Here is a 15294-nt window from a genome sequence, read left to right on the forward strand (position 1 = left end):
GGTCACGTGGCCCCGTGCGCTCGCGCCGGGTTCGGCACGGCGTCGAGCAGCGCGACCGTGTACGCGTCGGTCGGTCGCTGCAGCACTTCGGCGGTCTCGCCGCGCTCGACCACGGCGCCGTCGTGCAGCACCATGATGTTGTCGGTGATGAGCCTCGCGCTGAGCAGGTCGTGCGTGATGTAGAGCAGGCTGACGCCCCACTTCTCGCGGAGGTCTTCGAGCAGCGCGAGCACGCCGGCGCGGAGCGACACGTCGAGCATCGAGACCGGCTCGTCGGCGATGATCACCTGGGGGTCGGAGGCGAGGGCGCGAGCGATGACGACGCGTTGGCGCTGACCGCCCGAGAGCTCGTGCGGCAGCTTCGCGGCGAACTGCTCGACCGGCGTGAGCCCGACGGTGTCGAGCAGCTCGCGGACGCGGTGCCGCGCGTCGTCGCCCTTCAGCCCGGTGAAGTTCACCACGGGGCGCATCAGCGTGTACTCGATGGTGTGCAGCGGGTTGAGCGCGGCGTACGGGTCTTGGAAGACCATCTGCACGTTGCTGTGAAGGTCGCGGAGCTGGCCGCGGCGGAGCTTCGCCACGTCCAGGCCGCCGAACGAGATGCTGCCCTCGGAGGGCTTCTCGACACCGGTGATCATCTTGGCGATCGTCGACTTGCCGGAGCCGGACTGGCCGACGAGGGCGAGCGATTGGCCGGGCTCCAGTGTGAACGAGACGTCGCGCACCGCCCGGACCGGCTGCTCGCCGCGGCGGGGCGGAGGGTAGGTCTTGGAGACGCCCTTCACGACGATCGACTCCTGCGCGGTGCTGATCGACCTCGTCACGACGGTCGGCGCATGCTCGGGCGACGCGAGAGCGCTGCGGCTGACCCCCTGGTCTCGGCGAATCGAGCGGTCTTCGAAGCCCGGGAGGGAGACGATCTCGGCGCGCGGGTCGGCGTAGTGGCTGAGCAGCATCCGCGTGTAGTCGGCCGAGGGGTTGCTGAGGATCTGAGACGACGGACCGTCTTCGACGATGACTCCCTCGTGCATCACCAGTACTCGCTCGGTGGCCTCCAGCACGATGCCGAGATCGTGGCTGATCAGCACGGCGGTGAAGCCCTCGGACTTCTGCAGGTCGCGGATCGTGTTCATCACGGCGTGCTGCACGAGCACGTCGAGCGCTGTCGTCGGCTCGTCGAAGACCATCAGCTGCGGCTCCAGCGAGAGAGCCAGGGCGATGGAGACGCGCTGGCGCATGCCTCCCGAGAGCTCGCCCGGAAAGCGGTCGAGCGTCGCAGCAGGGAGCTCGACCTTGCCGATCAGGTCGCGAGCGCGCTGCTCGCGACGGTCGTGCGGCACGTGCCCGTGCGCCTTGAAGACGTCGAAAAAGTGGTTGCGGATCGATCGCACCGGGTTGAGCGCATTCATGCCCGACTGCAGCACCATCGCGAAACCGCCCTGCCGCTGCTCACGCAGAGCCTCGGAGTCGATCGACGCGATGTCGCGCCCGTCGAAGAGGATCCGGCCGTGGCTGATCCGAGCCGGGGGCTTGGACAGGCGGGTCAGCGCGAACCCCAGGGTCGATTTGCCGGATCCTGATTCACCGACCAGCCCGACGAATTCGCCGCGACGGAGATCGAACGACACGTTCTCGACAGCGAACGTCGGGTCGGCACCGGCGGGCTCGTAGACGACGCTGAGGTCGCGGACCGACAGGAGTGCGTCTGAGGGGGCGGCGGGACCGGGGGCTTCGGTGCTCATTTCGCGGCCTTTCGCGATTCGCGGAGTCGCGGGTTGCTGAGGCCGTCGACGCCGAAGTTGATGAGGGTGAGACTCGTCGCAAGCAGAGCGATGCAGAGACCCGGGGCGAACAGGAGCGCCCACTGACCGGTGAGGAGAGCGTTGGAGTTCTGCGCCCAGAAGAGCATCGTTCCCCAGCTGACCGTCGACGGGTCGCCGAGCCCCAAGAATTCGAGGCCGGCCTCGGCGAGGATCGCGCTCGTCGCGGCGCCGAAGAAGTTGCCGACGATCAGCGAGGTCATGTTGGGGAGGATCTCGCGGAAAACGATACGAGCCGGACGTTCGCCGCTGAACACGGCCGCCGTCACGAAGTCGCGACCGCGGAGCGACTGCGTCTGGCTGCGCAGCACGCGCGCACCCCAGGCCCATCCGGTGATCACGACCACCAGGATGATCATGCCGATGCCGCCGTTCTGCAGGTAGGCGGCGATCACGATCATGAGGGGCAGCCCGGGCACGACCAGGAACAGGTTGACGACGAAGTTGATGACGTCGGCTCCCCAGCCCTTCACGTAGCCCCAGCTGAGGCCGATGAGCACGGCGATGGCGGTCGAGAGGAGGCCTGCCACGAATCCCACGAAGACGCTGATTCGGGCGCCCTGGATGAGCTGACTCAGCACGTCTTCGCCGGCCGCGGTCGTGCCGAGCCAGTGGGCGGCACTCGCGTCCTGGCTGCGAGCGAAGGTGGTCGCACTCGGGTCGTAGGGAGCGAGCAGCGGGGCGAAGATCGCCACCACCACGAAGAGCAGCAGGATGATCACACCGATGCGGGCCTTGGTATTCGACCAGATGGTCGAGGCCACACGGGTGATCACCTGCCAGGGGCCGGGGGCTGCGAGCAGCGTGTCGTCGACCGGAACGGTCTCGGCGCTCGGGTTCAGCGGTGTCGTCGTCATCGTCGCACCTCTACTTTCTGGTTCGCGGGTCGAGGACGCCGTACAGGATGTCGACGAGGAAGTTGGCGAGCAGCACGCTCACCGTGATCATCAGGAACAGGGCCTGCATGAGCGGGTAGTCCTGGTTGGTCACGGCCTTGAGCAGCAGGTAGCCGATGCCGGGATAGCCGAAGACGGTCTCGACCAGCACGGAGCCGCCGACGACGCCACCGAGAGCGAGCCCGAAGCTGGTGAGGTTCGGCAGGATCGCGTTGCGAGCGGCGTAGCGGAGCGCCACCGTGCGGGGCTTCAGGCCGTTGGCCTCGGCGAAGGTGACGTAGTCGTCGCCGAGGGTCGAGATCATCGTGTTGCGCATGCCCAGGATCCAGCCGCCCAGCGACGTGATCAGGATCGTCACCGCGGGAAGCACCGCGTGGACGGCGGCCGAGCCCAGGAACGCCGCGTTGAGACCCGGGGTGTTCGTCACCCCGTAGGCGCCCGACGTCGGGAAGATCTTGAAGACGTAGCCGAGGAAGAAGAGGAGCAGCAGGGCAGTCCAGAAGTACGGGAACGCGCTGGCGAACGAGCCACCGAGAGTCGGCAGGGCGTCGAGCCAGGTGCCGCGCTTCCACGCCGCCAGCACGCCGAGGAGGGTGCCGCAGACGAAGGCGACGATCGTGACGAGCCCGACCAGGATCAGGGTGTACGGCAGCGCCTGGCTGACGAGCTCGGCGACCGGCTGCGGATAGAAGGTGTAGCTGATGCCGAACTGCAGCGTCACGACCTGCTTGAGGTACTGGAGGTACTGCTCGAGGACGTTGCCGTCGGGCACACCGAGCTGGATCTCGATCGCCTTGCGCGTCGCCGCCGTGACCGGGCCGTTCTGCGACAGCTTGGCGATCGCCGCATCGGTCGGGGAGCCCGGCATGAGCCGCGGCAGGAAGAAGTTCAGCGTGATGGCCGCCCACAGGGTGAGGATCAGCAGGCCGACCTTGCGGAGTGCGTACTTCACTTGGTCGCCTCCGACTTCTTCAGGTGGGTGAGGATTAACAGCGCCGTCGACACGTACGTCTTCGGGCTGGTGTACGGGTCTTTCGCGCTGGGCCAGCCGGTGAACTTCTGGGTGGAGAAAAGACCCCAGGATCCGCCGTAGTACAGCCCGATCGAGGGCAGCTCGTCGTAGTAGATCTGCTGCAGCTGGTACCCCAGCTGCTTCTGCTCCTGCTCGTCGGTGGTCGACTTGAACCGGGTCAGAAGAGCGTCGACCTCCGAGCTCTTGTAACGGCCGAAGTTGCCCGACGCCTGCTTGCCGATCGGTGCGTAGAACTCGCTCGACAGGTTATTGGCGAAGTCTTGGTACACCGATCCGGTGCCGCCGACGGAGCCCATGGCGAGCTGGAAGTCACCGTTCCGGAGGGCGAGTTGATACGCCGCCGGTTGAGGCTGAGCGACCTTGACTGTGATGCCGACCGCGGCCCACTGCTTGGTGATCGACTGCACGGCCCGGAGCCAGTCGGTATACCCGTTTGCCGTCGTGATCGTGATGGTGAGCGGCTTTCCGTCGGATCCTACGAGTTTGCCGTTCTTGGTCGTGTAGCCGGCTTTGGCGAAGTAGCTCGCCGCGGTCTTGTCGTTCTGGGTGATGAGGCCCTTGTCGGGGATCGCGGGGTTGAGCAGGGCGTCCTGGTTGGGAAGCAGCATGCCGGTCTGGCCGGCCTGCTCCATGTAGCCCTCGGCGGCTGCGTCGCCGACGGCCTTGCGGTCGAGGGCGTAGCTGAGACCCTTGCGGAAGTTCACGTCGTCGAACGGCTTCTCGGTGAGGTTCGGGAACAGGCTGATCGTGCCTCCCGGCGGGAACCAATAGGTGTTCGAGGGGTTCGCCTTCTCCCACGTGCCCTTGACGTCGGTGATGAACGAGAAGCCCCAGTCGTAGCCCTTCGTCACCACGTCGAGCTGCGTGTTGCTCGCCGGGTAGACGAGGTGCTCCGCCTCGACCTTGTCGGCCTGCCAGTAGAGCTTGTTTTTGTCCATCGCGTACTCCTGCGGCGTGAAGTTGCCGAGGGTGTACGGGCCGGTGCCGACCGGGTCGGGGTTAGTGAAGGTCGTCGGGTCTTTCACCTTCGACCAGATGTGCTCGGGCACGATCTGCGTCTGCTCGATGACCTGCGCGGCCGGCACATCGTCGCCATTGAGGTGCACCACGACGTCGTCGCCCTTCACCTCGACGCTCTTCATGTACTGCCACGCGCCCTTGAGGTCGAGGCTCGGGTTCTTCTTCAGGAGGTCGAAGGTGAATGCGACGTCGGCGGGCGTGAAGGCCTGGCCGTCGGACCACTTGACACCCTGGCGGATCGTGAAGACGACGGTCTGCGGATCGGGGATGGTCGTCTTCGACGCGAGCCACGGCACGTCTTCGCCCGTGAGGTCGTTGAGGATCGCGAGCGGCTCGAACATGTTCCAGCTGCCGATGCGGGTGTTGGGCAGGTACGGGTTGAAGACCCGCTGCATCGACGGGCTGCCCGTGTCGGCCGCGATCAAGAGGGTGTCGGCGCCGAGGCTCGGGTCGGGCGCGCTCTTGATGTCGATGCTGCAGCCGGTGAGGACGAGGGCCGAGGTCGCGAGTGCGGCGATGACCGCCGTGAGGCGGCGCCGGCGTTTCGGGGTGTTCGTGTGCATCTTTGCCACGTGCTTTCTGTGCGGTCGTCTTCGACATCTCCGTCGGTTCAACTGTGCCGAGTGTAAGCGCATACATTCATTGCACGCAAGGGCTGCCTGCCGAATTTGAAGGAGATCCGTGGAGCTGGGGGCGGCGGATCCTTGATTTCTCGTTCGGGGCTGGGCGTTTTTCCTTCGAATTCGGGTGACTACGCTGGAACGATGGCCTCCTTCGACGATGACTACACCGTCCGCACCTTCACCCCAGCCCTCGACGACGGCGTGCCCGACGCGGCCACCGTCGGCTGGCTCGGTGCGACTCGAATCGGATTCCACGAGAACTCGAGCGCGGACAACATCCGTGAGTCGGCGATCGGCGCGATCGACGACGGCCGCGCCTTCACCGGCGTCTACAACAGGCACCCCCTGCCCGGCACCCTCGACGAGACCTGGCCCGTCGCGACGTACACCGGCTACACGAAGACCGTCAACGTGGGCGGCGGCCGCCTCGTCGACACCTACCTGATCTCGGACGTCACGGTCAGGCCTACCCACCGGCGTCGCGGCATGCTCCGTCACCTGATGACCGAGCGCCTGGCAGCGGCAGCGGCCGCCGGCCACGCACTCGCGGCACTGACCGCCAGCGAATCGACCATCTACCGCCGCTTCGGCTTCGGGCCCGCGACCCGCAAGCGCACGGTCGTGCTGCACCGTGAGACGCCGTTCGCCCTGCTCTCGCAGCCGACCGGCCGCGTCGAGCTCGCCCCCGCCAGTGCCATCGCGGCTGTCGGGCCCCGCGTCTTCGCGCGTTTCCACGAGACGACGCCCGGCTCGGTCGACCGGCAGGGGCAGTACGCCAACCTCTACAACGGGCTCGACTACGGCACCGGCAAGCCCGACGAACACGCCCGCGCTGCGATCCACGTGCCCGCCGCAGGTGGAGAACCCGACGGCTACGTCGTCTACTCGGTGAAAGAGGAGGCCGGCAAGTCGGTCCTCTCGATCGCCGACCTCGTCGCCGCCGACTCGTCCGCGTTCCTCGCACTCTGGGACTTCCTCGGATCCGTCGACCTCGTTGACCTCGTCCGCTGGCGCAAGGCGCCCGTCGAAGGACCGCTGCTGCACGCGCTGGCATCGAGCCGCTCCCTCGAGACCGAGAGCGAACACGATCACGTGTGGTTGCGGATCCTCGACGCTCCCGCCGCCCTCTCAGCCCGCCCCTACCCGATCGACGGAACGCTCACCCTGAAGGTGCACGACAAGCTCGGGCACGCCGACGGGACGTTCCGACTCGAGGCATCCGACGGCGCCGGGCATGCGGTGCGCGTCGGCGAAAGCGAACCGGCCGACCTCGAGCTCGACGCCGCGACGCTCGCGACGCTGTACCTCGGCGGCGTGGCCGTGACGGTGCTGGCCGAAGCGGGGCTCGTGGTCGAGCACACCGCAGCCGCTTTAGGGCTTGCGACGCGACTGTTCGCGGCGGACCGGCCGGTGCACGGAATGACCGACTTCTAGGGGTTGCGTCGGGCTGTTTGCGGGGCGTTTGCGGCGGGCGGGGCGGGGCGTTTGCCGGGGGTGGTTGCAAATTTGAAGGAAAAACTGCCGCGGGCGAGCACAAAATCAAGGATCCGACGGGGTGCGGTGCGCAAATCTCCTTCGCATTTGCATCGGGCACGGCGAGCTAGGGGGCCGGCGGGCAACTCTCGCGCAGGAGCACCTCGACGGGAAGCGTGACGCGCTGAGGATCCCGCTCGGGGGCGGCCAGCCGATCGACGATGGCTCGCACGGCGGCGCGCCCGAGCTCGGCCATGGGCTGTCGGACCGTCGTGAGGCGGGGCCTGGAGAACCGGCCCGCCTCGATTCCGTCGAAGCCGGTGACCAGCACGCGCCCCGGCACGTCGATGCCCTTGGCCGCGAACACGTCGAGGACACCTAGCGCCGTCTGATCGTTGGCGCACATCACGGCGTCGGGAAGGCGACCGCCGACCAGGAGCTCCGTCGCCACCTCGCGGCCCCGGTCGCGACCGAACGTGCCGGGGACGACGCGAAGATCACCCGCGAAAGCGCCCTCAAGGAGGCCCTCGTCCAGGCCCGCTCGGCGATCAGCCTCGTCGGGTGAATCGGCGGGGCCGGAGACGTAGACCAAGGAGCGGACGGAGTGCGACGCGATGACGTGCCGGGCTAGAGCACGCATGCCCCCGAGGTTGTCGACACCGACGTGATCGATGTCGTCGCCCGGGCGCGAGTCGGCGACTAAGACGACAGGGATCCGACGTGCCACGTGCGCCACCAGATCGGCCGGAACCGTCTGCGACAGCACTGCCAGCCCATCGACGCGGCCCGCGATGTCGTTCACCATCACCTCGCGACTGGAACCGCGACCGGCGGCCACCATGAGAGCGAACCCGTGGCGCCACGCCTCGATCTCGGCTCCACGCAGAACCTCGTCGAAGTAGAGGCCGGACGGGGCCGGGGCCGCGCGGTCGTCGCGGTCGTCGATGAGGGGCGTTGCCGCGGGGTCGCTGGCAGCTGCGTCGGCTGTAGTTGCGGTAGCTGCGTCCGCGGCGGCGGCGTCTACCCCGGCTCCGTCTGCGGTGGGGGCGGGCGGCGTGGTCTCGTCGAGGCCGTCGTGGCCCGGGAGGAAGAGGCCCAGGACTCCGGTGCGGCGTCCGGCCAGGCCCCGCGCTGAACCGCTCGGCACGTAGCCGAGGTCGCGCACGGACGACAGCACTCGCGCTCGCGTCTCGGGCCGGACGGCATCGGGCCGACGCAGGACGCGCGAGACCGTGGCGATCGACACCCCGGCGTGATCGGCGACGTCGTAGACGGTGGGAACCTTCTGCATTGCACTCCCCCGTGATCGCTGGGCCAAAGGCCGTGCTCCCAGTGTAATTCGTCGGCTCGGCAGGGGTTTGCGGCGGGTCACGTGCAAATTCGAAGGAGAAAACGGCCGGGCCGCACGCAAAATTAAGGATCCGACGGGGTGCGGTGCCGAAATCTCCTTCCAATTTGCAGAAGGGGCGGCGTTGCGGAGGGGCGGCGTTGCAAAGGGGCCGGCAGGGGAGGCCGGGCAACGGGAGGCGCATCGAGCTAGCGCTGGCGCCTCCGGGCCAGGACTGGTTGGCTGGTGCCATGTCGATCCAGTCCACGGCCGAGAAGGCCGAGCTCCTCCGCTCCCTCCACATCCCCGGCGACCCGCTCATCGTGACCAACGTGTGGGACAGCATCACCGCCCGCATCGTCGCGGGTGCCGACGGCGTCAAGGCACTCGCCACGGCGAGCCACTCCATCAGCGAGGCGCACGGGGTCGAAGACGGCGAGGGGCTCGACGTCGACGAGGCGCTCGCTGCCGCGCGGTTGATCATCCGATCGGTTGATCTGCCGGTGTCGGTCGACTTCGAGAAGGCCTACGCCTCAGACGCCGCCGGCACTCGCGACAACGTCTGGCGGCTGATCGAGGCCGGCGCCGCTGGCCTCAACCTCGAAGACTCGATCGGCCGCAGCAAGGCCGAGCTCTACGACATCGACACCCAGGTCTCCAAGATCGCGGCGGCGCGAGCGGCCGGCGACCGTGCCGGCGTGCCGATCGTCATCAACGCGCGCGTCGACGCCCTCGCCGGCGATCCGTCGCTCTGGGACGACGCGATGAACCGCGCCAACGCCTACCTCGACGCCGGGGCCGACGTGGCCTTCGTGCTCGGGCTCTCGACCGAGGAGACCGTCGAGCGCGCCCTCGCCGCCATCCGCGGCAAGGTGTCGGTCATCGCGAACCCCTCCCAGGTGCCGCTCGCGCGTCTCGCCGAGCTCGGCGTCTCGCGCGTCAGCTTCGGCCCGACCGTGATGGGCCTCACGCTGTCGCACCTCCGCGACGCAGCCACGACGCTGACGGCTCGGGGCGACTACCCGAGCGAACTCGGATTCGCCTTCTAAGCGTCGGGCCACTCGGCAGCGCGCCACTCGGCGACGGGCATCAACCAATCGGTTGATGGAGGTGTAGCCGATCCACTGTGGTGCCAGCGCGCGAGCGGCGAGAGGCTAGGGGCATGACCCCCACCACCCAAGACCACGTGATCGTGCGTGACCTCCGCAAGACGTACGGATCCTTCGCTGCCGTCGACGGCGTCAGCTTCGAGATCCGCCGAGGCGAGACATTCGCCCTGCTCGGCCCGAACGGGGCCGGCAAGAGCACGACCATCGAGATCCTGGAGGGGTATCGAGGGCGCACGGGCGGCTCGGTGACCGTCTTGGGTGAAGACCCAGCGCACGCGGGCCGCGACTGGCGCGCACGTCTCGGCATGGTGCTGCAGTCGAGCGGAGAGAGCGGCAACGTGACCGTCCGCGAGCAGGTCGCGCACTTCGCGCGCCTCTACCCGAACCCGCGCGGCGTCGACGAGACGATCAGCGCGGTCGGCCTCACCGACAAGGCGGGCACCCGCATCAAGGCCCTCTCGGGCGGGCAGCGCCGACGCGTCGACGTTGCCCTGGGGGTCATCGGTCGCCCCGAACTGCTCTTTCTCGACGAGCCGACGACGGGCTTCGACCCCGAGGCCCGCCACGAGTTCTGGGAGCTGATCCGCTCGCTCAAGCGCGAGGGCACCACGATTCTGCTGACGACCCACTACCTCGACGAGGCCGCCCAGCTCGGCGACCGCGCCGGGGTGATCGCCGGCGGGCGACTCATCGACATCGGCCGCATCGACGAGATCGGAGGGCAGGCGGCGAGGATCCCGGTGGTCCGCTGGCGAGACTCCTCCGGCCTGCACGAAGAGCGCTCCACGACGCCGGGGGCTCTCGTCTCTCGACTCCACGCCACCCTCGGCGACCAGCTCCGCGACCTCGAAGTCGTGCGCCCCAGCCTCGAAGACATTTACCTCGAGCTCGTGGCCGCGCACTCCCCCGCGGCTGCCGCACTCGAGACGGTCGGAGCGCACGCATGAACGCCCTGGCCCTGGGCGTCGCCCGCGCCCGCTACGAGACCCGCGTCTACTTTCGGCAGGGCGACACGATCCTCTTCACGTTCCTCTTTCCGATCATCATGCTGACCATCTTCTCCGTCGCCTTCAGCTCAGCCGGCAACATCGGCACGCTGCCCGACGGCTCCGGCGGAATCGCGCCCGCGGCCTTCTACCTACCCGGAATGATCGCGGCCGGCATCCTGCTCTCGGGCGTGCAGAACTTGGCCGTCGACATCGCGGTCGAGCGCGGAGACGGCACGCTCAAGCGGCTGGCCGGAACACCCCTGCCAGTCGTCTCCTACTTCATCGGCAAGCTCGGCCAGGTCTTCGCGACATCGATCTTGCAGATCGTCCTGCTGATCGCCATCGCGCACTTCGCCTTCGGGGTCGAACTTCCGACCGACCCGGCGAAATGGGCCACCTTCGTCTGGATCTACGCTCTCGGCATGATTACCTCCGCCGTGCTGGGCATCGCACTGTCGAGGGTGCCGCGGTCGGGCAAGAGCGCGACCGCCGTCATCATCCCGATCGTGCTCGTGCTCCAGTTCATCAGCGGCGTCTACCTGCAGTTCTCGATGCTGCCGGTCTGGCTTCAGAATTTCGCGTCGGTGTTTCCGCTGAAATGGATCGCCCAGGGCACTCGCTCGGTCTTCCTCCCGGCGTCGTTCGAGACGCAGGAGCAGGGCGATGTCTGGAACCTCACCGGAGTCGCCGTGGTCTTGGGCATCTGGCTGGTCGTCGGGGCCGTCGCGGCTCTGGTCACGTTCCGCTGGATCCGCAAAGACTCATGACGCGGTGCTCATGACCAACGGTCTCCGAAGCGGTCGGCACACCAGCCCTGTGGAGAACGTCTGCGGGCCTCTTCCGAGCCGTGGAAGGCTGTGCGCATGAACAGCAACAGATGGTGGCACACGCTCTTCGCGGCGACCATGGCAGTGCTCACGACAATCGCCCTGTCGAACCTCATCCAGGGGCGCGGCGACGAGATCCGAGCCCTGGCCGCGGTGGCACTGTTGGTCGTCGCCTACGTCACGCTCGGTCGACGCGGCTTCTCTGACGAACGCCTGGGCCGAGGGTTCGCCGTCGTCCTGGTGCTGTGCTCCGGGGTCGCCGTCTCAGCGGACGCATCGATGGCGATCATCCAGTGCATAGCGATGCCGCTGATGTGGATCCTGCTCCCGCGCATCCGCGACGCCGTTATCGGCAACGCCGTGCTCGCACTCGTGATCGGGGCGGCCATGTCATGGTCGCTTCGCCGGGAGAGCGATGGGGTCGTCCAGTCCATCCTGACCGAAGCGCTGAGCTTCGCCGGAAGCCTCGCCCTCGGTCTCTGGATCAGCCGCATCGCCGAGCTCAGCGAGGAGCGCGCCCGCCTCCTCGACGAGCTCCGAGCGGCCGAGGCGCAGGTCGAAGCGCTCGGGCGGCAGGCGGGCATCACCAGCGAACGAGAACGCTGGGCGCGCGATATTCACGACACCATCGCCCAGAGCCTGACCGGTCTGGTGATGCTCGGGCAGCGGGCGCAGAGAGAGCTCGCTGCCGCTGCCCCACGGCCGTCGGGGCCTTCGGGGCCGTCGAGCCCGCTGAGCGTGACCCTGCATCTTCTCGAAGACACAGCCCGCGAAGCACTGGCCGAAACGCGCTCGCTCGTCGCCGCCACAGCGCCCGTCGATCTCGGCGCCGGAATCACCGCAGCCCTCGAGCGATTCGGTGCTCGCTTCGAACGGGAAACCGGTGTCGCCGTCGGCGTCGTCGCCCCGCCCGACAGCGGGCACGCCGAGCACCGATCGCCCCGCGACTCCGATGTCGTTCTCCTCCGATGTGCACAGGAGGCACTCGCGAATGTGCGCAAACACTCCGCTGCCTCGGCTGTCGAGATGCGCCTCACAGAGACGGCAGGGCACGTGAGCCTCACGATCCGGGACGACGGGAGGGGCTTCGACGCCGCTCAACCCCTCTCCGGTTTCGGGCTCAACGGCATGCGCGAGCGGGTCTCCCTGGTCGGCGGGCACGTCGAGATAGAGAGTCTCGTCGGCGACGGCACCATCGTGTCCGTCACGCTCCCCGACGTCGGCGAGGTGCCTGCCTCCGGTCGTCCGACTCCACTCCGAGCAGGAGTCACGGCATGATCCGGGTGCTCGTCGCCGACGACCACCCGATCGTGCGGAGCGGCATCGTGGCGCTCCTCGGAGCGGCCAACGACTTCGACGTGGTCGGCGAGGCCGCTAATGGCGCCGAAGCGGTCGACCAAGCCCTGCTGTTGCGGCCCGACCTCGTGGTGATGGACCTCCGGATGCCCGTCATGGAGGGCGGAGAGGCGACCGGGCGGATCCTGGCGGTTGACCCGGGCATTCGCGTCGTCGTGCTGACCACCTATGACACCGACGAGGCCATTCTGCCGGCCATCGAGCAGGGCGCGAGCGGCTACCTGCTCAAGGCTGCGCCCGAGGCTGAGATCCTGGCCGGCCTGAGGTCGGTGGCCCGGGGTGAGGTCGCGTTGGCCCCGTCGATCGCCGCGTCGCTGGTGCGGCGGGTCGCGCAGGGCAGGGGGTCGGCCGGCACTGGAGGCTCAGGTGAAAGCGCCGGAGCCGGGGCCGGGGAGGCCGCCACCCGGGGCGTCACGTTGACCGACCGCGAGAGGCAGGTGCTGCGACTCGTCGCCAACGGTTCCACGAACCGGAAGACGGCCGATGCCCTCTTCGTGAGTGAGGCGACCGTCAAGACGCATCTGCTTCACATCTTCGAAAAGCTCGACGTGAGAGACCGCACCCGCGCGGTGACCCGCGCCATGGAACTGGGGTTGCTCGAGTCACCAGGCGAGGCGTGAGGGGAGGCTCCGTGAGATCAGACGAAGTCGGCAGGATTGTCGACGGGGTTTTTCGGCTTGCGCTCCTCGTCGTCGCGGGCCGCTTCCTCCTGGTCGCGCCACTCCTCCGCCGCCTCGCGCACCTCGACCGCCTCCTCGACGTCTTTGGCGCGCTTCTCTTCCATCTTCTCGATCTGGCGGGTGTCGCGCGGAGGCAACTGGATTTCTTCCTCCGCCTTGATGCCCGCCTGCAGCTCGCGCCCTCGCTCCACCTCGGCGTCAAACTCGGCACCCAGCAGAAGGGCGATGTTGGTGATCCACAGCCAGAGCAAGAAGATGATCACGCCACCGAGTGCGCCATACGTCTTGTTGTAGCTCGAGAAATTCGCGACATAGAAGGCGAAGCCGACCGAGGCGAGCGCCCAGATGAAGATGGCGAGGAACGCCCCCATGCTCATCCACCGAAACTTCGGCTGCTTGACGTTCGGGGCGAAGTAGTAGAGCACGGCTACGACGACCACGACTATGACGGCGAGCAGCGGCCACTTGACGATGAGCCACACGGTGACGGTCGCGTCACCGAGTCCGATGAAGTCTCCGACCGTGCGGGCGATGTCGCCCGAGAGCACGAGGATCAGCCCGGCGACGACGATCAGCACGACCGCCACGATGGTCACGAGCAGGTTGGTCGGGCGGAGCTTCCAGATCGGTCGGCCCTCGTCGCGGCTGTAGATGCGGTTGAGCGCGCGTCCGAAAGCCCCGACATAGCCCGACGCCGACCAGATGGCGCCGACGAGACCGACGACGAAGGTGATGCCCGCTGCGTCGGAAGCCGCGAGCGCCTCAACCGGTCCGCGAATGGTCTCGACGACATTCGACCCACCGAGCTGTGTGATGAGATCAAGGACCTTCGTGGTGGTGCTTTTGCCCTGACCAAACAGACCCAGGATCGACACGATCGCGAGCAAAGCGGGGAAGAGCGCCTGCACGGCGAAGTAGGTCAGCGCCGCAGCCAGATCAGTGCACTGGTCGCGGGTGAACTCGCGAAGCGTCTTCTTGAACGTGTAGACCCACGTCCGCTTCGTGATCTCGGGAAGGGTGTCGGGTTTGGCGTCGTCCTCGACTCGAGGGGTGTCTTGAAGGGACGAAGAGCTCTGGGCCACGGTGATCTCCGAGAAAAAGGGGCGGTTAGCGGCGCGAGCGCGCGGCGAGCTTGGCAATACCGGTGACGACTGCGGCCAGACCGGCAGCACCGGCAGCAGCCACCGCCAATACCTTGGGGTCGTTCGTCACCTTGCTCTTGGCCCGCCGGATGTTGGCCTTCGGGTTGAGGCGATCCTCGATCTCGTCGAGGGTCGCGGCGAACTCGTCACGAGTTCGGGCGACCTCGTCGGCGATGCCGGGAACAGTCTTCGGCGACTCGTCTTCGGTGCCGGGCCCCGAGGGATCCTTCGCTGCGGGGGTCATTTCGTGCCCTTCAGTGCATTCACGTCGCTCTTGAGGCTCGCGACGGTCTCGGTCGGCACGGGAGGTACGCCACGCTTGAGCGCGCGAATACCCACCAGTGCGAGGATCGCGGTGATGATCAGAAGCCCCGCCGCGATCAGAAGTGCGGCGAGCCAGGCCGGGAAAACGGTCGCGGTGGCGAGAACCGCCGCGGCGATCAAGACCTCCAGAAGGAGGAACCCGAAGAGGGCCGCGGCGGCGAGGATGCCGATGCCGACTCCTGCGGCTTTCAGTTTCGCCGTCAGTTCGGCGCGCACCAGACGGATCTCGCCACGGATGAGGCGCGAGATCAGATCGGGCAACGACGAAAACAGGCTGCCGAGCGAACGACGCTCAGAGGAGTCAGACATCTGCGGCCTTACGGGGTGTCGTTCTTCGAGGTGGCCGACTTGACCTTCTCGGTGGCGGCGTGAGCGGCATCGGAGGCCGTCTCCTGGATCTTCTTGCCGACGATCGGGGCCTTCTCGGCCACGAAGTCTTCCGCCTTGGTCACGCCACGCTGAACGTTCGGGTCGTTCCAGACCTGGTCGGCACGGTTCTTGATCTTCTCGTACGACTGGCGACCCGCGCGGGCACCCACTACGTAGCCCGCGGCGAGGCCGGCGACAAACAGGATCTTGCCTTTCATGGGGTTCTCCTTCTGGGGTTGTTCGGTTCGTAGGATCCTACGGTGCCACGTGCGGGGGGCGAGGGGCCAGATCCGCCGTCAGTGTCAG

At 67.6% G+C, this 15294-nt stretch carries 15 protein-coding genes; 6 read left to right on the forward strand and 9 right to left on the reverse strand.

The features are described 5' to 3' along the window. Positions 1–2: 2 nt before the first annotated feature. Genes ASF54_RS09255 through ASF54_RS09270 form a run of 4 tightly spaced genes read right to left on the reverse strand, consistent with a single transcriptional unit; the run spans position 3 to position 5332 of the window. A complete protein-coding gene (locus tag ASF54_RS09255) occupies positions 3–1742 on the reverse strand; it encodes an ABC transporter ATP-binding protein (RefSeq protein ID WP_055961206.1) in 1740 nt (579 codons plus the stop codon). Continuing rightward, positions 1739–2677, reverse strand: a complete 939-nt coding sequence (locus ASF54_RS09260; RefSeq protein WP_055961208.1) for an ABC transporter permease — start codon at positions 2675–2677, stop codon at positions 1739–1741. The genes ASF54_RS09255 and ASF54_RS09260 overlap by 4 nt, the downstream gene beginning before the upstream one ends. Before the next feature lie 10 nt (positions 2678–2687). Next, on the reverse strand, positions 2688–3668 hold the full coding sequence (locus ASF54_RS09265) for an ABC transporter permease (RefSeq protein WP_055961211.1): 981 nt from the start codon (positions 3666–3668) through the stop codon (positions 2688–2690). Then, a complete protein-coding gene (locus ASF54_RS09270) occupies positions 3665–5332 on the reverse strand; it encodes an ABC transporter substrate-binding protein (RefSeq protein WP_055961214.1) in 1668 nt (555 codons plus the stop codon). Before ASF54_RS09270 ends, ASF54_RS09265 begins: the two co-directional genes overlap by 4 nt. Positions 5333–5533: 201 nt before the next feature. Here ASF54_RS09270 and ASF54_RS09275 point away from each other — a divergent pair, with 201 nt between their 5' ends. Next, on the forward strand, positions 5534–6826 hold the full coding sequence (locus ASF54_RS09275; RefSeq protein WP_055961216.1) for a GNAT family N-acetyltransferase: 1293 nt from the start codon (positions 5534–5536) through the stop codon (positions 6824–6826). Between the two features lie 166 nt (positions 6827–6992). Here ASF54_RS09275 and ASF54_RS09280 read toward each other — a convergent pair whose 3' ends face one another. Further along, the gene (locus ASF54_RS09280; RefSeq protein WP_055961220.1) at positions 6993–8156 is read right to left on the reverse strand and encodes a LacI family DNA-binding transcriptional regulator; all 1164 of its coding nucleotides are present in this window, start codon (positions 8154–8156) and stop codon (positions 6993–6995) included. 287 nt (positions 8157–8443) lie between these two features. On the opposite strand from ASF54_RS09280, the gene ASF54_RS09285 reads away from it, so the two are divergent. The 5 genes from ASF54_RS09285 (at position 8444) to ASF54_RS09305 (ending at position 13093) form a co-directional block, all read left to right on the forward strand. Next, positions 8444–9241, forward strand: a complete 798-nt coding sequence (locus ASF54_RS09285; protein ID WP_055961223.1) for an isocitrate lyase/PEP mutase family protein — start codon at positions 8444–8446, stop codon at positions 9239–9241. 113 nt (positions 9242–9354) lie between these two features. Further along, entirely contained in the window at positions 9355–10248 is an 894-nt protein-coding gene (locus ASF54_RS09290) for an ABC transporter ATP-binding protein (protein ID WP_055961226.1), read from the forward strand. Continuing rightward, positions 10245–11057: an ABC transporter permease gene (locus ASF54_RS09295; RefSeq protein WP_055961229.1), complete on the forward strand. Its 813-nt coding sequence runs from the start codon at positions 10245–10247 to the stop codon at positions 11055–11057. The genes ASF54_RS09290 and ASF54_RS09295 overlap by 4 nt, the downstream gene beginning before the upstream one ends. A gap of 96 nt (positions 11058–11153) precedes the next feature. Next, on the forward strand, positions 11154–12395 hold the full coding sequence (locus ASF54_RS09300) for a sensor histidine kinase (protein ID WP_055961232.1): 1242 nt from the start codon (positions 11154–11156) through the stop codon (positions 12393–12395). Then, positions 12392–13093, forward strand: a complete 702-nt coding sequence (locus ASF54_RS09305) for a response regulator transcription factor (RefSeq protein WP_055961234.1) — start codon at positions 12392–12394, stop codon at positions 13091–13093. The genes ASF54_RS09300 and ASF54_RS09305 overlap by 4 nt, the downstream gene beginning before the upstream one ends. 17 nt (positions 13094–13110) lie before the next feature. Here the strand turns inward: ASF54_RS09305 and ASF54_RS09310 are convergent, their stop codons facing one another. The 4 genes from ASF54_RS09310 to ASF54_RS09325 are packed head-to-tail and all read right to left on the reverse strand — an operon-like array spanning position 13111 to position 15206. Beyond that, complete coding sequence (locus tag ASF54_RS09310; protein ID WP_200919584.1) at positions 13111–14235, reverse strand: YihY/virulence factor BrkB family protein; 1125 nt, start codon at positions 14233–14235, stop codon at positions 13111–13113. Between the two features lie 25 nt (positions 14236–14260). Next, complete coding sequence (locus ASF54_RS09315) at positions 14261–14539, reverse strand: DUF3618 domain-containing protein (RefSeq protein ID WP_055961236.1); 279 nt, start codon at positions 14537–14539, stop codon at positions 14261–14263. After that, positions 14536–14928: a phage holin family protein gene (locus ASF54_RS09320; protein WP_055961238.1), complete on the reverse strand. Its 393-nt coding sequence runs from the start codon at positions 14926–14928 to the stop codon at positions 14536–14538. The genes ASF54_RS09315 and ASF54_RS09320 overlap by 4 nt, the downstream gene beginning before the upstream one ends. An 8-nt stretch (positions 14929–14936) precedes the next feature. Beyond that, positions 14937–15206 carry a hypothetical protein gene (locus ASF54_RS09325; RefSeq protein WP_084816065.1) on the reverse strand — a complete coding sequence of 90 codons (270 nt, stop codon included), beginning with the start codon at positions 15204–15206 and terminating at the stop codon, positions 14937–14939. Positions 15207–15294 lie beyond the last annotated feature (88 nt).

Origin of the sequence: Frondihabitans sp. Leaf304 (assembly GCF_001423105.1) — a bacterium.
Taxonomy (GTDB): Bacteria; Actinomycetota; Actinomycetes; order Actinomycetales; family Microbacteriaceae; genus Frondihabitans.

What these genes read in the sequence shown, in the direction of transcription:
- ASF54_RS09255 (WP_055961206.1), bottom strand. Translation starts at nt 1,742, where the DNA reads ATGAGCACCGAAGCCCCCGGTCCCGCCGCCCCCTCAGACGCACTCCTG.
- ASF54_RS09260 (WP_055961208.1), bottom strand. Translation starts at nt 2,677, where the DNA reads ATGACGACGACACCGCTGAACCCGAGCGCCGAGACCGTTCCGGTCGAC.
- ASF54_RS09270 (WP_055961214.1), bottom strand. Translation starts at nt 5,332, where the DNA reads ATGCACACGAACACCCCGAAACGCCGGCGCCGCCTCACGGCGGTCATC.
- ASF54_RS09275 (WP_055961216.1), top strand. Translation starts at nt 5,534, where the DNA reads ATGGCCTCCTTCGACGATGACTACACCGTCCGCACCTTCACCCCAGCC.
- ASF54_RS09280 (WP_055961220.1), bottom strand. Translation starts at nt 8,156, where the DNA reads ATGCAGAAGGTTCCCACCGTCTACGACGTCGCCGATCACGCCGGGGTG.
- ASF54_RS09285 (WP_055961223.1), top strand. Translation starts at nt 8,444, where the DNA reads ATGTCGATCCAGTCCACGGCCGAGAAGGCCGAGCTCCTCCGCTCCCTC.
- ASF54_RS09290 (WP_055961226.1), top strand. Translation starts at nt 9,355, where the DNA reads ATGACCCCCACCACCCAAGACCACGTGATCGTGCGTGACCTCCGCAAG.
- ASF54_RS09295 (WP_055961229.1), top strand. Translation starts at nt 10,245, where the DNA reads ATGAACGCCCTGGCCCTGGGCGTCGCCCGCGCCCGCTACGAGACCCGC.
- ASF54_RS09300 (WP_055961232.1), top strand. Translation starts at nt 11,154, where the DNA reads ATGAACAGCAACAGATGGTGGCACACGCTCTTCGCGGCGACCATGGCA.
- ASF54_RS09305 (WP_055961234.1), top strand. Translation starts at nt 12,392, where the DNA reads ATGATCCGGGTGCTCGTCGCCGACGACCACCCGATCGTGCGGAGCGGC.
- ASF54_RS09315 (WP_055961236.1), bottom strand. Translation starts at nt 14,539, where the DNA reads ATGACCCCCGCAGCGAAGGATCCCTCGGGGCCCGGCACCGAAGACGAG.
- ASF54_RS09320 (WP_055961238.1), bottom strand. Translation starts at nt 14,928, where the DNA reads ATGTCTGACTCCTCTGAGCGTCGTTCGCTCGGCAGCCTGTTTTCGTCG.
- ASF54_RS09325 (WP_084816065.1), bottom strand. Translation starts at nt 15,206, where the DNA reads ATGAAAGGCAAGATCCTGTTTGTCGCCGGCCTCGCCGCGGGCTACGTA.